This window comes from Nostoc sp. ChiSLP03a, assembly GCF_034531215.2.
Lineage (GTDB): Bacteria > Cyanobacteriota > Cyanobacteriia > Cyanobacteriales > Nostocaceae > Nostoc.
This window is the reverse complement of record NZ_JAVRBQ020000153.1, coordinates 64,142-80,692: the sequence shown is the minus strand read 5'-3', so window position 1 is coordinate 80,692 and position 16,551 is coordinate 64,142. Positions and strand designations below refer to the sequence as shown.

The 16,551-nt window shown below is 44.7% G+C and carries 15 protein-coding genes; 5 read left to right on the top strand and 10 right to left on the bottom strand.

The genetic code is table 11. From position 1 onward, the window contains the following. Positions 1–107: 107 nt before the first annotated feature. From RMY32_RS26065 to RMY32_RS26030, 8 genes are all read right to left on the bottom strand, one after another. The gene (locus RMY32_RS26065; protein ID WP_322710806.1) at positions 108–512 is read right to left on the bottom strand and encodes a gamma-glutamylcyclotransferase; all 405 of its coding nucleotides are present in this window, start codon (positions 510–512) and stop codon (positions 108–110) included. A 62-nt stretch (positions 513–574) separates the two neighbouring features. Next, positions 575–2,041, bottom strand: coding sequence for a xylulokinase (xylB, locus tag RMY32_RS26060; protein ID WP_322710805.1), 1,467 nt, complete (start codon positions 2,039–2,041; stop codon positions 575–577). A gap of 27 nt (positions 2,042–2,068) precedes the next feature. Continuing rightward, a complete protein-coding gene (locus RMY32_RS26055) occupies positions 2,069–2,554 on the bottom strand; it encodes a GNAT family N-acetyltransferase (protein WP_322710804.1) in 486 nt (161 codons plus the stop codon). 41 nt (positions 2,555–2,595) lie between these two features. After that, complete coding sequence (locus RMY32_RS26050; protein ID WP_322710803.1) at positions 2,596–4,083, bottom strand: mannitol dehydrogenase family protein; 1,488 nt, start codon at positions 4,081–4,083, stop codon at positions 2,596–2,598. Further along, complete coding sequence (locus RMY32_RS26045; RefSeq protein ID WP_322692252.1) at positions 4,040–5,197, bottom strand: sn-glycerol-3-phosphate ABC transporter ATP-binding protein UgpC; 1,158 nt, start codon at positions 5,195–5,197, stop codon at positions 4,040–4,042. The genes RMY32_RS26050 and RMY32_RS26045 overlap by 44 nt, the downstream gene beginning before the upstream one ends. Before the next feature lie 94 nt (positions 5,198–5,291). Beyond that, positions 5,292–6,113 (bottom strand): carbohydrate ABC transporter permease, encoded by an 822-nt coding sequence (locus RMY32_RS26040; protein WP_322645705.1) that lies wholly within the window; start codon positions 6,111–6,113, stop codon positions 5,292–5,294. A gap of 1 nt (position 6,114) precedes the next feature. Then, positions 6,115–7,038, bottom strand: coding sequence for a sugar ABC transporter permease (locus RMY32_RS26035; RefSeq protein WP_322710802.1), 924 nt, complete (start codon positions 7,036–7,038; stop codon positions 6,115–6,117). Positions 7,039–7,143: 105 nt separating this feature from the next. After that, positions 7,144–8,490 carry a sugar ABC transporter substrate-binding protein gene (locus tag RMY32_RS26030; protein WP_322710801.1) on the bottom strand — a complete coding sequence of 449 codons (1,347 nt, stop codon included), beginning with the start codon at positions 8,488–8,490 and terminating at the stop codon, positions 7,144–7,146. A 148-nt stretch (positions 8,491–8,638) separates the two neighbouring features. Here RMY32_RS26030 and RMY32_RS26025 point away from each other — a divergent pair, with 148 nt between their 5' ends. Next, the gene (locus RMY32_RS26025; RefSeq protein WP_322710800.1) at positions 8,639–9,439 is read left to right on the top strand and encodes an SDR family NAD(P)-dependent oxidoreductase; all 801 of its coding nucleotides are present in this window, start codon (positions 8,639–8,641) and stop codon (positions 9,437–9,439) included. A gap of 101 nt (positions 9,440–9,540) precedes the next feature. After that, complete coding sequence (locus tag RMY32_RS26020; protein ID WP_322710799.1) at positions 9,541–10,533, top strand: sugar-binding transcriptional regulator; 993 nt, start codon at positions 9,541–9,543, stop codon at positions 10,531–10,533. Positions 10,534–10,727: 194 nt separating this feature from the next. Here RMY32_RS26020 and RMY32_RS26015 read toward each other — a convergent pair whose 3' ends face one another. Both RMY32_RS26015 and RMY32_RS26010 read right to left on the bottom strand, forming a co-directional pair. Then, on the bottom strand, positions 10,728–11,477 hold the full coding sequence (locus tag RMY32_RS26015; RefSeq protein WP_322710798.1) for an SDR family NAD(P)-dependent oxidoreductase: 750 nt from the start codon (positions 11,475–11,477) through the stop codon (positions 10,728–10,730). 79 nt (positions 11,478–11,556) lie between these two features. Beyond that, positions 11,557–13,038, bottom strand: coding sequence for a DHA2 family efflux MFS transporter permease subunit (locus tag RMY32_RS26010; RefSeq protein ID WP_322710797.1), 1,482 nt, complete (start codon positions 13,036–13,038; stop codon positions 11,557–11,559). 481 nt (positions 13,039–13,519) lie between these two features. Here RMY32_RS26010 and RMY32_RS26005 point away from each other — a divergent pair, with 481 nt between their 5' ends. The 3 genes from RMY32_RS26005 to RMY32_RS25995 all read left to right on the top strand — a co-directional run bounded on the left by RMY32_RS26005 (position 13,520) and on the right by RMY32_RS25995 (position 16,279). Further along, complete coding sequence (locus tag RMY32_RS26005) at positions 13,520–13,969, top strand: hypothetical protein (RefSeq protein WP_322710796.1); 450 nt, start codon at positions 13,520–13,522, stop codon at positions 13,967–13,969. Between the two features lie 268 nt (positions 13,970–14,237). Continuing rightward, positions 14,238–15,266, top strand: coding sequence for an Npun_R2821/Npun_R2822 family protein (locus RMY32_RS26000; RefSeq protein ID WP_322710795.1), 1,029 nt, complete (start codon positions 14,238–14,240; stop codon positions 15,264–15,266). Positions 15,267–15,331: 65 nt separating this feature from the next. Then, a complete protein-coding gene (locus RMY32_RS25995) occupies positions 15,332–16,279 on the top strand; it encodes a glycosyltransferase family 2 protein (protein ID WP_322710794.1) in 948 nt (315 codons plus the stop codon). Positions 16,280–16,551 lie beyond the last annotated feature (272 nt).

Sequence of the window (16,551 nt, the reverse complement as noted above, 5' to 3'; positions counted from 1 at the left end):
GATGAACTAGAAGCTTTGTTACTACTTCGTTGTCAAGAACTAATGAAACAACATGATTTAATCTCTGGTTTAACTTGCTACTACTGGTGGCCAAAAACAAGGGCAGCTTAATTATAAGTGTTCATCCGAACTTGATATAATTCGGATGGGACATCAGCAGCAGCAATCCGATAAATAACGCCATGACAGCTACCACCCCGATCGAGTCCTAAGAGTAATCCAGGATTATCTGGAGTACCGCGACCGAGGATCATCCATGTACAGAAACGCCGATGCCAACCATAAACGATCCCAGCACGCCGCTCGACGTATGCGATCAAGGGATTCCAAATCAGCGAACCGTAGGCAAATATCCAGATATCAGAATTTGGTGGCTGCTGTTGTAGTGTTTCATCGAGCGATCGCTGTAACTCATCTTCGCTCAGGGTAGTTAGCTTGATTCCAGAGTGTGATGCTTCTAATAGTCTCGTCTGTATGTTTCCGGCTTCGAGGTCGCTACGACTGAGTGACATAATTAGATTATTTTTTCTGTAAATCTTCAGTAATTCACTCTAACTTTAAGATACTTTAATTCTCAACGAACAGCTTTCAAGGTATCGTAAAGTAGCTTGTAGCGGTTAAAACCTGCTTCATACAAAAGATTTGCCTGTGGCTGTACTACATTACTATCCTGTGGGAAAATCTTGAGTGCAGTTTCTAAATTGGGGTAAACACCAATCCCTACCATTGCCAAAATAGCTGCTCCGTAAGCAGCTCCTTCTTCAGCTTTGGGTGCAATGAGTTTGGTTTGCAAAACATCTGCCAAAATTCGTAACCAGATGTGAGAACGTGCGCCTCCACCCGTTGCTAAGAGTTGATCGAGGGGAGCGATCGCATTAATTACCTCCAATGCTGACCGCAAGCTAAATGCAACCCCTTCCAGCACAGCACGAATTATATCTGCTTGCGTATGAGCTAATGACAAATTTACCAAAGCACCGCGAGTATCTGGATCGAGGTGGGGACTGCGTTCTCCTGCCAGGTGGGGTAGAAATAGCACACCACGCGCCCCAGGGTGCGATCGCTCTGCCATATCCATTAAATCGGTGTAAGATATATGCGGTGCAAATGTATCTCGATACCAACGCACAGATCCACCCGCTGCTAGCGTCACTCCCAGCAAATGATAGCCACCATCCACATGGCAGAATAAATGTACCCGACCTTCGGGATCGGGAATTGGGCGATCGCAGGGCGCAAAAATAACTCCCGATGTGCCAATACTCAAACTACCCCGGCTCAGGTTGCTTGATGAGATGCCTAAACCGATGGCGGCTGCGGCATTATCACTTCCACCGGCGATTATAGGTAATCCCACAGGTAATCCCACGCGCGCGGCTATTTCTGATTTGAGTTGTCCAGCGATCGCGGTAGATTCGATTAACGGAGGGAACAACGCTGGATTAATATTAAGAGTATGGAGAATATTTGTATCCCATTGCCGATTCGCCAGATTTAGACAGCCGACACCAGAGGCATCAGATGGTTCCGTTACTGCTTCACCGGTTAGCACATATCCCAGATAATCTTTGGGCAAAAGAATCTGCCATAACCGAGTGTATGCTTGTGGTTCTTCAGTCCGTAACCATAAAAGCTTCGGCAGTTGAAATCCTGTAATTGCCGGATTTCCAGTGCGCTGGATCAACTCCTGTCGGGGAATAGCGGCTTCAATCTCAACAACAGCTTTACCCGTGCGCTGGTCATTCCACAAAATTGCTGGTCTGATGGCTTTACCATTCGCATCGAGAGCAACCATACCATGCATTTGTCCAGATAAACCGAGGGCAATTGCCCGATGTCCATTTAGCTGTTGAGTAACATCGAAGAGAGCATCCAAACTCGCTTCGACCCAATCCGATGAGTTCTGTTCCGTCCAACCAGGTTGTGGAGTTAATAGAGGATAGCTTCTGGTTGACTGAGCGATAATTTGCCCTTGCAGAGCGACTGCGATCGCTCTTACTCCTCCTGTACCCAAGTCTAAGCCAACTACGATTTCGCTCAATTGCCCCTCCAAATTCTTAATCGTGAACTAACCCAACTTCTTGAAGTACCTGGCGACTGGGAACAGCCTAAAACCTAGCTTTTCATAGGTACAACGTGCTGGGGCATGACCTGGATCGCCTCCGGTTTCAACCATAGCAACAGACATCCCAGCAACTTGCATCCAATCAAGAGCGAATTCCATTAAAGCGGTGCCAATACCTTGACGTTGATAGTCTGGATCGACGGCAACCATATAGATTTCTCCCATGCTGCTCTCGGAGTGGAGTTTTACGGCTACAAAGCCCATGATTGAACCGGAGTTGTCGATCGCAACCCACACCTTATTGTCCGCAGCAGCACAGACTCCCCCGACAGCATGAAGCTGGCTTACACGCCAACCGTCGGGATAGAATGAGCGATACACGTCAAGATCCATCGCTTTCTGAAGCGAATCAAAAACCGGAGTCCATGCCCGAATCGAAAGGCTCTTGATGGCATCAAGATAACTATCTTTGTATGGTTCAATTCGCATTTCGGTATGGACTCCACTTATAATCGAAAATCGGTTTTCTCTCAGAATCGGGCTAGTGTTTCTTTAGCTCCAAACTCATACAATCGGTGTAAATGGTTCGTAACTGCATCAACAAAAAGCGGTGACTGGGACAAATCGCCAAAAATCTCAGTTAAATTAAGCAATGGTTTGGCATCGCTGCCACTGGAATGAGCTAGTTGAGTCAGAGTACCTGCTATTGGGTCATCAATGGGAATGGTATTGCCTTGGTCATCCTGTCCGTTGAGGTAACGGAACCAAGCAGCAACAGTTAGGCTCATGTAATCAATGGCTCCTCCTTGATGCAGCGCGTCACGGACTGAGCCGAGAACAAATTTTGGCATTTTAGCGGAGCTATTCAAGCAAAGACGCGGCAGTTGATCTCGAATTTTAGGATTGGCAAAGCGTTCAATTAAGGTTTTTTTGTAATTATCTAAATCAATTCCAGGTACGGGTTGAAGTGTGGGCGTAACTTCTGCCATCAAATGATCGACGGCTTGTCGGATTAATGCATCTGCCATAACTTCATGGACGTATGTATAACCTGCCAAGGAGCCAAGATAGCCAATTAACAAGTGACTGGCGTTGAGCAGCCGGATTTTCATCATCTCATAGGGATGAACATCGCTAGTCATCTGCACACCAACTGATTCCCAATCAGGTCTACCTGCGCTGAAATTGTCTTCGATTACCCACTGAAGAAACGGTTCGGCAACAACTGGAAAGGCATCATCAATGTTAAATTGCTCCGCCACCATTTTAATATCTGCTGGGGTGGTGGCGGGGGTAATGCGATCGACCATACAATTGGGAAAGGCTACCTGTTCGGCAACCCAACGTCCCAATTCTGGGTTCTGCATTTGGGCAAATGCGGTTAACATTTTGCGAGCAATGTTACCGTTACCTTGGAGATTGTCGCAGGACAACACAGTAAATGGTGCGATTCCCTGTTGACGGCGGCGATCGAGTGCTGCTGTCAAAAAGCCATATACTCCAATTGGTTGATCGGGATGCTGCAAATCGTACTGGATTGTCGGGTGATTGGCATCGAATTCACCGCTACCTTCAATATAGTAGTAGCCTCCTTCGGTAATGGTGAGGGTGACGATGCGGCATTTGGGGTCTGCTAAGGTGTCAATCACAGCTTGGCGGTTATCTGGGGCAAACAAATATTTTGTAATTGCTCCGATCGCGCGGGCGCGATCGCCTGCTGGGGATCTCTCAACTAAGGTATACAAACAATCTTGTGATTTCAGTGCATCCCGCATCCGTTTATCGAATTCTAGTAGCCCAACTCCGCAGATTCCCCATTCACTACCAGGATTTTGATGAAAGTAATTATCCAGGTATAATGCCTGATGTGCGCGATGGAACCCGCCCACACCGATATGGACAATACCGTTTGTGATTTGCTGGCGATCGTAATTGGGTACGCGAATGTTATTGCCTAAATGAGACAGAGATGCTTCATTCAGCTTGATTGCTGAGTCTGTGCTGATATTGCTGTTCATGGGATTCATTTTGGGTTAGGTGGTGACGATGAACTTTGGGGATGGCTTCACCGTCGCGATCGAACAAATGGCAAAGCTCACCGTTAATGTAAATCGGAACATAATCGTGCATGTTGGCTGGATTATCTCCGTCTGTTTGCACAACTATGGTTTCGCCACCGGCAATTTTGATGTAGAGAAAGGTTTCTCCACCCAATCGTTCTACGACTAATACTTCACCATTCACGCTTGGGTTATTGCGATCGAGCCGCAGATGTTCGGGACGAATTCCTAATGTTGCTCTGTCCCCAACCGACAAGGTTTTGGGCTTCACTGGAATTGTTACGGTTGCGTCACCAGGGAGTCTAACTGTTGCCCCAGAGTCATTGACGGCTGAAACTGTCACCGAAATAAAGTTCATTTTTGGCGAACCAATAAATCCGGCAACGAATAGATTGCGGGGATGATGGTAGAGTTCCAGGGGAGAACCCATTTGTTCGATGATGCCGCCTTGTAATACCACAATTTTGTCGGCAAGGGTCATTGCCTCAACTTGATCGTGGGTAACATAAATCATGGTGGCTTGCAGGCTGTCGTGTAAACTGGCAAGCTCAATCCGCATCTGCACCCGCAATGAAGCATCCAGGTTGGACAGTGGCTCATCAAACAAAAATACTTTCGGATTACGCACCAAAGCACGACCGATCGCTACCCGTTGGCGTTGTCCTCCTGATAGTTCTTTGGGCTTCCGGTTCAAAAGCGGCTCTAGTTGCAGGATACGAGCGACTTCACGCGCCCTTTCATAACGCTGGGCTTTGGGCATACCCGCAAGCCGGAGGCTAAAGGCCATATTTTCTGCCACTGTCATGTGAGGATATAAGGCATAAGTTTGAAACACCATCGCCAAACCGCGTTTATCGGGTGGCACATCATTGACTTTTTGTCCATCAATGAGTAAATCGCCGGAGGAAATTTCTTCTAATCCAGCAATCATGCGGAGTAAGGTTGATTTCCCGCAACCGGAGGGGCCGACGAAAACAACAAACTCGCGATCGCCCACGTCGAGATCGATGCCTTTGATGATCTCTGTGTCGGCGTAGGTTTTATGGATATTTCTTAAAGCAACTGTTGACATAAAATGTTTCCATTAACGGGTTTAAGTTTTTCTCACGCACAGACGTAGAGGTGCAACGAGGAACACAAAAGTTTGTTTTAATACCTCCTGCCCCCTACTTCACAGCACCAAAAGTCAGACCCCGGACTAACTGTCGTTGACTCAGCCAACCAAAGATGAGGATGGGTGCGATCGCTAATGTTGATGCTGCCGAAAGTTTTGCCCAAAATAATCCTTGAGGGCTAGAGAAAGAAGCAATAAAGGCTGTAAGTGGGGCGGCATCTGCCGTTGTCAAGTTCAAGCTCCAAAATGCTTCGTTCCATGACAAAATAATCGAAAGCAATGCAGTGGAGGCAATTCCGGGTACTGCCAATGGTAGCAAGACATGAACAAGTTCTTGCTGTGTGGTTGCTCCATCCATGCGATCGGCTTCGAGAATTTCTTTAGGAACTTCTTTGAAGAAGCTGTAAATCATCCAGACGACGATTGGCAAATTAATCAGGGTATAAATAATAATCAAACCGATGTGGGTATCCAGTAATCCGGCGTTGCGACACAAAATGTAGATTGGTACTAGCACACCAACAGGTGGCAGCATTTTGGTAGACAGCATCCAGAGTAAAGTGCCCTTGGTGCGTTTGGTTGGGAAGAATGCCATTGCGTAGGCGGCAGGTACGGCAAGCAGCAGCGCGACTATAGTCGATCCCAAGGAAATCGCTACGCTGTTAAAGGCATAATTGAAATAATTTGCCCGGTCTTGGATGGCAATATAATTCTCCAATGTCGGGCGGAAAAACAACTGGGGCGGAGTTGAAACTGCTGCTACTTCGGTTTTAAAACTGGTGAGAAACATCCAGAAAATTGGAAAAAACAATATGCAAGCGGCAAGCCAGCCGAGCAATGTCCATAGCCAAATCTTCGAGGTTTTACGTGCCATGTTAAGTATCCAAATTACGAGCAACACTACGCATTAAAAAGATTGCCACGATGTTGGCAAGGATGACGGCAATTAATCCACCGGCTGAAGCACCGCCGACATCGAATTCCAGTAAGGCTTTTAAGAAGATGTAATAGGCAAGGTTAGTGGTTGCAAGTCCCGGCCCGCCGCCTGTGGTAACAAAGATTTCGGCAAAGATGGTCAGGAAGAAAATTGTCTCAATCATGGCTACCACCGAAATAGCGCGGCTCAGATGCGGTAGCATAACGAAACGAAATAGAGCGATCGCATTTGCCCCATCCATTCGCGCAGCTTCTAACTGATCGCGATCGAGTGACTGAATTGCAGTCAACAAAATCAGTAGGGCAAAAGGCAGCCATTCCCAGGACACAATAATAATGATGGCAAACAAAGGAACGCTGGCAAACCAATCGATTGCCCCTAAACCCAAGCCTCTAGTAATTTGAGCAAATAACCCATTCACTGGATGCATCAGCATATTTTTCCAGATTAGGGCGCTAACTGTGGGCATAACAAAAAATGGAGAGATTGCTAGTACCCGCGCTACTCCACGACCATAAAAGTCTTGGTCAAATAATACTGCTAGTAGTGTGCCCAAACCAATTGTGATTGCTAAAACAGAAACAACCAAAACTATTGTGATGGCGATCGATGTCCATAAAGCTGAGTCACTGAGGATGAAAGTGAAATTTTCAATCCCGATGAATTTACGTGCATCTGGATTCAGCAAGTTATAACGCTGAAAGGAAAACCATACGGTCATCACCAGAGGCACAATCATCCACAGCAGTAGGAGAACGACCGAAGGTGCAACCAGAGGTAAGGTTGATACTTGCCGCGTAGTTCGTTGCTTGGTGGGTGGTGGCGTTTCGTGTTGAGGTTTTACCGCTAATGAAGAAGACATAATAACAATTCAAAATTCAAAACTTGTACTAAGCGCAGTCGAAGTATTCAAAATTCCAAATGGCAGCATTTACGCAAAATCTCTTTAAAATTCCTATGCTCAATTTCACTCGATATAACCTGTGTGTTTCATGAAGCGTTCCGTGAATTTCTGCGATCGCTGCAACGCTTGGTCTACGGAAGTTCGATTGGTCAATGCTGCCGCTAAGGTTTGCCCGACTGAAGAACCGATCGCTTGAAATTCTGGAATATCAACGTATTGAACTCCTTTATACGGAGTTGGTTGTGCGGATGGACGGGTAACATCGGCAGATTGGATCGCTGCCAGCACGATTTCTGCAAAGGGTGCAGCTTTTCGATAGTTGGGATTCTCATAAGTGGAAGTCCGAGTTCCTGGTGGTACAGCAACCCAGCCATTCTCCTTAGCAACTAGTTGAATGTATTCTTTAGAGGTTGCCCAAGCAACAAACTTTTGCGCGGCTTCTGGTGATTTTGAGGTTTTTGGAACCGCTAGTGCCCAAGCCCAAAGCCAGTTTGAGCCGTTGGGGTATTTTTCAATTGGCGCACGGGCAAAGCCAACTTTGTTATACACTTGGGATTCTTTCGGATTGGATAACAAGCCGGCAGCAACGGTTGCATCTACCCACATACCGCATTTGCCTGTGGAGAATAACGCCAGATTCTCATTAAATCCATTAGAACTGGCTCCGGGCGGCCCGTATTTGTTAAGCAGATCGACATAAAAGGCGATCGCCTCTTTCCAAGCTGGAGTATCGATCATTGGTTGCCACTTCATATCAAACCACTGTCCACCATAGGTATTAACCAATGTGGAAACAAATGCCATGTTTTCACCCCAACCGGGTTTTCCGCGCAAACAAACCCCATAAACCCCATTTGCTGGGTCGTGGATTTTGCTTGCCCATTCTCTCATCTGGGGATAAGTTGGCTGTTGAGGAACCGCAATCCCAGCTTTTTCAAACAAGTCTTTGCGGTAGTACAGCATGGAACTTTCCCCATAGAATGGCACAGCATATAGTTTGCCGTTATTGGAAAGTCCTTCTCGTATAGGTTTGAGTAGATCGTTTACATCATAGTTTGTGCCTAAATCCAAGGGTTTTAACCAATCCCGTCTAGCCCAGATTGGTGTTTCATAGGAACCGATGGTCATGACATCAAACTGCCCACCCTGGCTTGCAACATCTGTAGTTGTGCGTTGGCGTAACACATTTTCTTCTAGCACAACCCACCGGAGTTGAATATCAGGATTAGCTTCTTCAAATTTGCGAGAAAGCCCTTGCATCACCACCATATCGCCATTATTTACAGTGGCGATCGTTAGTTTAGTTTTCTCTGCGGCTTGGGAGCGCGGTGAGCAAGCATATACTAATTGCGCCAGCATCACTCCAGCGAGAAATGCAGCCAACACTTTAGCGAAGCGGCGAATACGCATCGCATAACTCCTTTAAAGTAAAAAACCGAACAAAATAAATTTTTGATTTTATGCTCTAATTTTGGGCAAAAGCTCAATAATAGAAATCATACCAATCTGATTTTCATCATGAGCATTTGCAACAATTCTTCAATAAGAGGTTGAATCTATGACAGCAAAAGCAACTTATCAGTTTGCAGGTAAGACGATCCTAATTACTGGCGGTGCAGGAGATATTGGCAAAGCAACTGCACACCGTTTTGCTGCTAATGGTGCAGGAATAGCCCTGCTAGATTTGAATGAACCAAAGATGACAGATGTCGCTGGGGAACTAAAAGAGTACAACGTTCCAGTTGGCACGTTTCGCTGTGATGTTACATCTAGTGATGATGTTGCCAAAGCCTTTACTGCTGCTGTAAAGCAGCTTGGGCGCATCGACTATGTATTTAACAACGCAGGTTATCAAGGAGTGTTTACCAAGACTGACGAATATCCTGAAGACGACTTTCAAAAGGTGATTGACATTAACGTTGTCGGCGTTTTCCATATTCTTAAGGCGGCTGCACAGCAACTATGTGATGCAGGTGGAGGTGCGATCGTTAACATGGCGAGTTATGCAGGGGTGGTTGGGCCGCCAAATATGCTAGCTTATGCTGCTTCAAAGTTTGCGGTGATTGGAATGACTCAGACAGCAGCAAAAGACTTGGCTCCTTACAGCATTCGGGTGAATGCACTCTCACCTGCGTTGATTGGCCCTGGTTTTATGTGGACGCGACAAACCGAATTACAAGCAGCAGTAGGATCGCAATACTTTGACGCCGATCCCAAGGTGGTTGAGCAACAGATGATTAATTCAGTGCCAATGCGGCGTTTGGGAAGCTTGTCAGAGGTGGCAAATGGAGTAGCGTTTTTGATGAGTGAAGAGGCAAGCTACATTACTGGGTTTAACTTAGAGGTGACTGGGGGATAATAGAAATTTAAAAATAATTGAGCAAAGATTATCTCTTTGGGCATATAGTATAAATAATGCAATTATACCTTTGATAGAGACATAGTTTTTGCAGGTAATATATGGGACAACCTTTTTTAGAGCAGCGCGATGTCAGCAAGGCTGGCTTGCCTCTTAGGGCGCGCAAATTAGACCTGGCTGCACATGCTGCTTGGCTCTATTACATCGCCGGCAATACGCAAGAAGAAATTGCCGCCAAGCTCAATGTGTCCCGGCAAGCTGCACAACGCTTAGTGGCACTGGCAGTCAGTGAAAAATTGATTAAATTTCGACTCGATCATCCCTTGAGTGAATGCATTGCTCTGGCTGAGTCGTTACGCGATCGCTTTGCTCTATCACTTTGTGAAGTAGTACCAACTGACGCAGGTAGTGGTGATACATTATACGGGATTGGTGTATGTGCTGCCACCCACCTAGAGGCTTACCTGATGGCTAAAACCCCAACTATACTAGCGTTGTCATCAGGTCGCACATTGCGAACAATGGTGGAGCAGATACCCTCAATGAACCAACCCCAGCATAAGATTGTTTCAATCATTGGGAATATGTCTCATTCTGGGCGTGCAGGTCGCCACGAAGTGGTTATGCATTTATCCGATCGCGTCGGTTCTCAAGCTTACCCAGTGCCGACTCCGGTTGTTGCCACTAGCATTGAAGAACGAGAACTCTTGCAGACTCAGCGATCGTTTCTCGCCGTCAAAACTCTTGCAGAGCAAGCCAAAGCAACCTTTGTCGGAATTAGTCACATTGCCTGGAATGCTCCGTTACATCAAGACGGCTTCATCAATGACGATGAAGTGGCTGAATTGATTGAACTGGGAGCAGTTGGAGAAATTGCAGGTTGGGCTTACAGCGATCGTGGAGTATTGCTGCAACAAGGGACAAACAACCGGGTTGCCAGTGTAGCGCTCGAACAACCCGCTCATCGACTGATTATTGGAGTGGCGGGTGGTGTGAGAAAAGCGGAGGCGATTTTGGCTGCTCTGCATGGCAAGTTAATTACAGGATTGATTACCGATGAAGCTGCTGCCCAAGCGATTCTTTCTAAGATTTAGTAAATATAGCAACAGGCAAGGTGGTTAGGACATCAACAGACGATAAAACTTAGATACAAAAAGGTTTTTCACCCAGTCCCTAGTCCCCAGACCCCAGTCCCCAGTCCCCAGTCCCTTGCTATACTTGGAATTTGGTTAAAGATTTTCACTACTTATCTAAAAAAGGGCATGACTGTTAAGCCTGCCCTTTAGCTTTAATGTTCTTGTCCCGTTGGTCGGATGAGGATTTCGTTGACATTAACGCGTGGTGGTTGAGTAAGCGCGTAAACGATCGCAGCAGCAATGTCTTCGCTTTGCAGAGGTTGAATTGACTTGCGTCGTTCTTCGATCCGTTGTTTGGCAAGGGGATCGGTAATTTGGCTATCAATTTCCGTATCCACCAACCCAGGTTCAATAATGGTGACGCGGATGTTGTCTTTGTGGACTTCTTGGCGCAATGCTTCCGAGAGAGCATTAACACCCCATTTGGTAGCATTGTAAACACCAACACCCGCCCGTGCTGTCCGGCCTGCCACTGAGGAGATATTGACTATATGCCCGGATTTTTGCGCCTTCAACAAAGGCAAAACGGCATGAGTAGCATATAGCAGTCCTAATACGTTGAGGTCAAACGATCGCCGCCAGTCTGAGCTATTTCCAGCTTCAATCGTGCCCAGTAAAGCAATCCCGGCATTATTCACAAGGATATCGACCCTTCCCAATTCTGCATTTGCTTTTGCCACCAAGTTATTTACCTGAGTTTCATCAGTCACATCAGTAACAATAGGCAATGCCTTGCCACCACTAGCTTCGATGCGTTCTGCTAATGCTTGAATGCGATCGCCACGCCTAGCAGCGAGTACTACTGTAGCTCCAACTGAAGCCAAAGCGATCGCAGTTGCTTCTCCAATTCCCGCAGAAGCACCAGTGATAATTGCCACTTTTCCTTCTAATTTACCTGTCATTTCTTTAACTCCTTAGTAATTGATAATTGGGCATTGGGCATTGGGCATTGGGCATTGGGCATTGGGCATTGGGCATTAATTATTCCTCCCCTGCTCCCCCTGCTCCCCCTGCTTCCCCTGCTCCCCTGCCCTCTTCTCCCTGCCTCTTACCGATCCTCAAAACGGATGCAACTGCTGCTCCACAGAGTATTATGGCTGCGAAGCGAAAAGTTCCTTGGAACCCTGTAACGATCGCATCAGCAGGGGCAACGGAGACATCTGCACCGCCAGATATGCTACCGATTAAGGCTCCAAATATTGCCCCAATTAGAGAAACTCCTACGGTGTTACCTGATGTACGTGATAAAGACAGCAGCCCAGAAGCAATGCCTAGCCGCTCTCTTGGTACCGATCCCATAACAGTGCTGTTGTTGGGCGATTGAAATAAACCTAGACCAATGCCGTAAATAAAATAGCGCGATACATAGCCTAGTTCAGTAATTTGAGCGTCAAAGGTACTAATCCCCAAACAGCCGCCAATCATCAACCCCAGCCCAATCGAACTGATTAGTCGAGCGCCAAAGCGGTCTGAAAGTATTCCAGCCAGTGGAGCAATTAACCCACTCAGTACAGGCGATACAGCGAGTAATAGCCCTACTTTTACCGTCGGATAATGCTTGACGCTCTCTAGAAAGAAAGGGACGATCAGTAGCGAACCGCCAATAACAATGAATGCTAACCAGCCACTTAGCAAACCCATACTCAACTGAAGATTGCGAAACAGCTTTAGCTCTAGTAGTGGCTGCTTTAGAATCGCTTCAACTACCAAAAATGTAATGAAACTGACAGTAGCGATCGCTAATAATACTAATGCATTAGTACTGCCAAAGCCCTGGCTCTGTCCTAGCGTCATACCTAAACCAAAACTACCCAGAGTTAATAAAGCCAATATGGCTCCCAAAAAGTCAAATTTCTGTTTGCCCTCAATGCGTGCAGAAGGTGGCACTACACGAGCTATTAAGAAACTAGCGATAATCCCCAAGGGTACATTGATGAAGAATATACTATGCCAGCCTGACCAGCTTAAGAGCAATCCGCCAGCAGAAGGGCCAAAAGCAATTCCCAGTGACACTACACTACCGATGATGCCAACAGCCCGACCTCGCTCGGAAGAGGGAAAAACTTCTGTGATGATTGCTAAACCAAGCCCAGAAATGAACACAGCACCTAATCCTTGAAGCGCCCGAAAGCCGATTAACCACTCGATACTAGGTGCAAAACCACACAACAGCGAACTGAAAGTGAATAGAACCAGTCCCCCTTGGTATAAGGACTTTTTACCCCACATATCTCCCAAGCGGGTTGCTCCCAAAACTAAACCGGAACTGACCAACTGGTAACTCAATACAGCCCATTGGGTGGTAGGAAAACTAGTGCCAAAGGCTTGCACTAATGTGGGCAAAGCAACATTAATGATCCCCACATCCAGGGTAGACATGAATACCCCAAGTCCGACACCGAATAAGACCCAATTTTTTTGAGAGCTTGATAAAGCCAGAGGTTCTGCTTGGAATTGTGCCAACGTTTAGCCTCCACCTTTGACTTTACGGTTGTGAATAGTTTGCATACGTATATTCATTGTAGGGTGCTATCCTCGCTACTCAGTTCAGGAAACTAAGTTTAACGTCAGTTCTTGCAGAAGTAGGGAAAAGGTTAAGGGGTAAAGGGTAAAGGTCTAAAATTTTCCCTTTAACCTTTCCCCTTTAACCTTTAACCTTTCCCCAACCACGTATCTACTTCCCAATCGGCAAGATTGGCTTTTCCACTCATATATTTGGTAAAGTACTTAAGTACTCTTAACTCTGCACTCCTTCAGCTATATCAACAATTGTATTCAATAAAGTACGGTAATTTGATATAGTTGCTGTACTTTGACTAGTTAGCAAACTATCATAGACAACTCTCAGAAGCAAGCTCTAAAGAAAATGGAGAATAGGGAATGGGAAATGTCAATTATTAAAGTCACATCTGCAACTGCAAACAAGTATCTTTTTGTATAAGCAATGACTCAAAAAGCTGCCTTATCTCGATTTGCATTAGGATTTATTGCAGGCTTTGTGTCTGTTTTGCTATTTCATCAAGGTATGTTGGCGCTGCTACATGCAGTAAATTTTACACCTCGCGCCCCTTATTCAACTGCACCGACACAACCATTAGGAATCCCGCAAATTTGGTCAAATGCTTTCTGGGGAGGCATTTGGGGACTGATTTTGGTAGTAATTGCACCTCGTTTTCGACACGATAAAAACTATTGGTTAGGAGCCTTAATATTTGGTGCAATTGCTCCGACGCTAGTGGCTTGGTTTGTAGTTGCACCACTTAAGGGTCAACCCATCGCAGGCGGCTGGAAACTTGTGGGAATAGTGACAGGTTTATTGGTTAATGGGGCTTGGGGTATGGGAACCGCCGGGTTGCTGAGATTATTTTCTAGGAAACAATTGTTTAACAGCTAGAGTTTTAGGCGCTTCTAAGTAGGTGGGCAATGTTAGTATCATCCAAACTAACCAAAATAGCTATATTATTATTTGAGAATAATCGGTCAAAAAATAGCGATCGCATTATTCGCGTTAGACCAATTCTGTATAAAGATGTGTAGAAATAACCCCACTACCTGCGGCGCTTACCGCGAGTTTGGGAAGGTTGGGAGGGATGGAAATGATGTGCAGCTTCACAGAGAATTGGCTTTACTCAGTAAATCAAAGATAAAAATAATTTATTACAATGGATAATTTTGGGATTTACACACTGGCTAATGACGTGGTATTTGACCAACTAGTAGCTTTGCTAAATAGCATTGAAGTGAATGTTAGTCCAGATATTCCAATTTGTATTATTCCCTATGATGACCGCTTAAAACGAGTTAAAAAGGAGATAGATTCTCGGCCGAATGTCACCTTGTTTGACAATAAAAGCTCGATCAAAAAATGGGAGGATTTTGCCGTTCAAGTTTGGAACGCTTATCCAAGAAATAGTCGAAAAAATAAACCTTCTATCGAATGGAATAAAAAAAATAATTTAATCCGAAAAATGTGTGCTTTTGATGGCGAGTTTGAAAGATTTGTATTTTATGATGCTGATAGTTTGGCAATGAATAAGTTGGATAAGGTTTTAGAAAAACTAGACCAATACGACTTTGTGTTTGATGACTGGGAACACACAAAACAAACTTCAGTAGCAGCTTTCGACTTGCCGAAGTTAGAACAAAAAATGTCTTTGCCTGAATCTGAAATAAGACGAGAAATCCACTGTTCTAGTTTTTTTGGTTCAAAAAAGGGTATTTTAGGCGCTGAAGAATTAAAAATACTCAAAAAGCGATTGATAGAAGATAAAGAAGTCGAATTGATTAACGAAATCGCTTGGTGGTGTGACGCAGATTTATTTAGTTACATGACTTTTAGAATTGCTCGACCACTATTTAACTTTACACTCAGTCCCAATGGTGAAGATAGAACTGGGAACTGTGCTAATGCAAATCCATTTGTGAACATTGATAATGTTCTTTACAACCAACAGGGATTAAAACCAATTCATCGCCTTCACTATATGGGCTATTCTGCTATTGGATTTACTCGCTTGTGTAAAGGTGAAGATGTTGATATTCGTTACAAAAATGAATTTTTGCACTATCGCTTTCTGAAGCAACCAGAGCAAAAACCAAAGCGATTAAAGCCACCCACCATAGCGGCTAGAAGCAATCGATTTATCAAAAAAGTTTGGAATAAAATTAATCAAACTATTTCCTACACTTAGCTTTTGCTCAGCCTTGCTCATTAAGCCTTTAGTTAGTGAGCAATGTCCACTCTCATCTTGCAAAAATGCCTAAAGTTAGTGTTTCCATTCCCACGTTTAATCGAGTTAATTTACTGCCCTTCGCAATTGACAGTGTAATCAATCAGTCTGAGCAAGACTTTGAGCTAATTATTTGTGATGACGGTTCGAGCGATCGCACACCCGAATTAATGTCACAATACACTGACGCTCGGATTAAATATATCCGTCATCAGCAAAATATTGGTAAAAGTAATAATATGCGCTCTGGCTTTGATGCTGCCAGTGGTGAATATTTTATTAAATTTGATGATGACGATCGGCTAACACCCGATTTTCTCGCAAGTACATCAGCTATTCTTGCTCAAGACTCTAGCATTGATTTTGTTGGTACAGACCATTGGATAATTGATATTAATAATGTCCGGGATGAGGCAAAAACTCAAGAAAATTCTCATCGCTGGGGTAGGAATAATTTACCAGCAGGTGTTGTAAATAACTTGTTAGAAGTTGTATTTATTCAGCAAAGTTTTCAAGTTGGGGCGACATTATTTCGCCGTAAAACATTGCAAGAATTAGGATATATGCAGCCAAATCTGCAAAATTGTGAGGATAATGATTTATTTGTACGTCTGGCTTTGGCTGGAAAAAAGGGCTATTACTTACCAGAATTATTGATGGAATATCGCTCTCATGCAGAACAGCAAGGTATTAATCGAGCCATTCCTTATTTATTTGATAAAATTCAGTATTTAGAAAGTTATAAGTTTGAGTCTGAAAAATTAGAGAAAGTCAGGAAAAATCGTTTAACTGAAACGCAATTATTATTAGGTTTGCGTTTAATTGAAAAGGGTGAAACGCAAAAAGGCAGAGAGCTAGTTTTAGCGGGACAGTCTTTTTCGACTGCTAAAGCTTGGACTGGTTTAGGTTTATCTTTGTTACCATTTAGCTGGCGAGGTAAGGCGTTTAATGCATTGCGACAGATGCAGGGTTAGAAATTGACATATTGTGCAATTTACTTTTCACGTCATCTAAAAAAGCTGTGTAGGTTGGATTGAGGAACGGAACCCAACATTAAGCGTTAATTGTTGGGTTTCACGTCGTTCAACCCAATTTACTAGCACGGCAAGCTTAATTTGTTGGGTTGAGTAATGTTTTGTATGAAACTTTCTAGGTTTTTTGAACCCAATGTTTTAAGCTTGCCACGCTACTACAATTATCTTGGTGGCTCATGGCTCACACAAAGACGCAGAGAAGAGCTATGCAA

Coding starts and splice junctions, on each gene's coding strand:
- RMY32_RS25995 (WP_322710794.1), top strand. CDS start 15,332: ATGCCTAAAGTTAGTGTTTCCATTCCCACGTTTAATCGAGTTAATTTA.
- RMY32_RS26065 (WP_322710806.1), bottom strand. CDS start 512: ATGTCACTCAGTCGTAGCGACCTCGAAGCCGGAAACATACAGACGAGA.
- RMY32_RS26005 (WP_322710796.1), top strand. CDS start 13,520: ATGACTCAAAAAGCTGCCTTATCTCGATTTGCATTAGGATTTATTGCA.
- RMY32_RS26055 (WP_322710804.1), bottom strand. CDS start 2,554: ATGCGAATTGAACCATACAAAGATAGTTATCTTGATGCCATCAAGAGC.
- RMY32_RS26035 (WP_322710802.1), bottom strand. CDS start 7,038: ATGTCTTCTTCATTAGCGGTAAAACCTCAACACGAAACGCCACCACCC.
- RMY32_RS26050 (WP_322710803.1), bottom strand. CDS start 4,083: ATGAACAGCAATATCAGCACAGACTCAGCAATCAAGCTGAATGAAGCA.
- RMY32_RS26020 (WP_322710799.1), top strand. CDS start 9,541: ATGGGACAACCTTTTTTAGAGCAGCGCGATGTCAGCAAGGCTGGCTTG.
- RMY32_RS26030 (WP_322710801.1), bottom strand. CDS start 8,490: ATGCGTATTCGCCGCTTCGCTAAAGTGTTGGCTGCATTTCTCGCTGGA.
- RMY32_RS26045 (WP_322692252.1), bottom strand. CDS start 5,197: ATGTCAACAGTTGCTTTAAGAAATATCCATAAAACCTACGCCGACACA.
- RMY32_RS26015 (WP_322710798.1), bottom strand. CDS start 11,477: ATGACAGGTAAATTAGAAGGAAAAGTGGCAATTATCACTGGTGCTTCT.
- RMY32_RS26000 (WP_322710795.1), top strand. CDS start 14,238: ATGGATAATTTTGGGATTTACACACTGGCTAATGACGTGGTATTTGAC.
- RMY32_RS26025 (WP_322710800.1), top strand. CDS start 8,639: ATGACAGCAAAAGCAACTTATCAGTTTGCAGGTAAGACGATCCTAATT.
- RMY32_RS26040 (WP_322645705.1), bottom strand. CDS start 6,113: ATGGCACGTAAAACCTCGAAGATTTGGCTATGGACATTGCTCGGCTGG.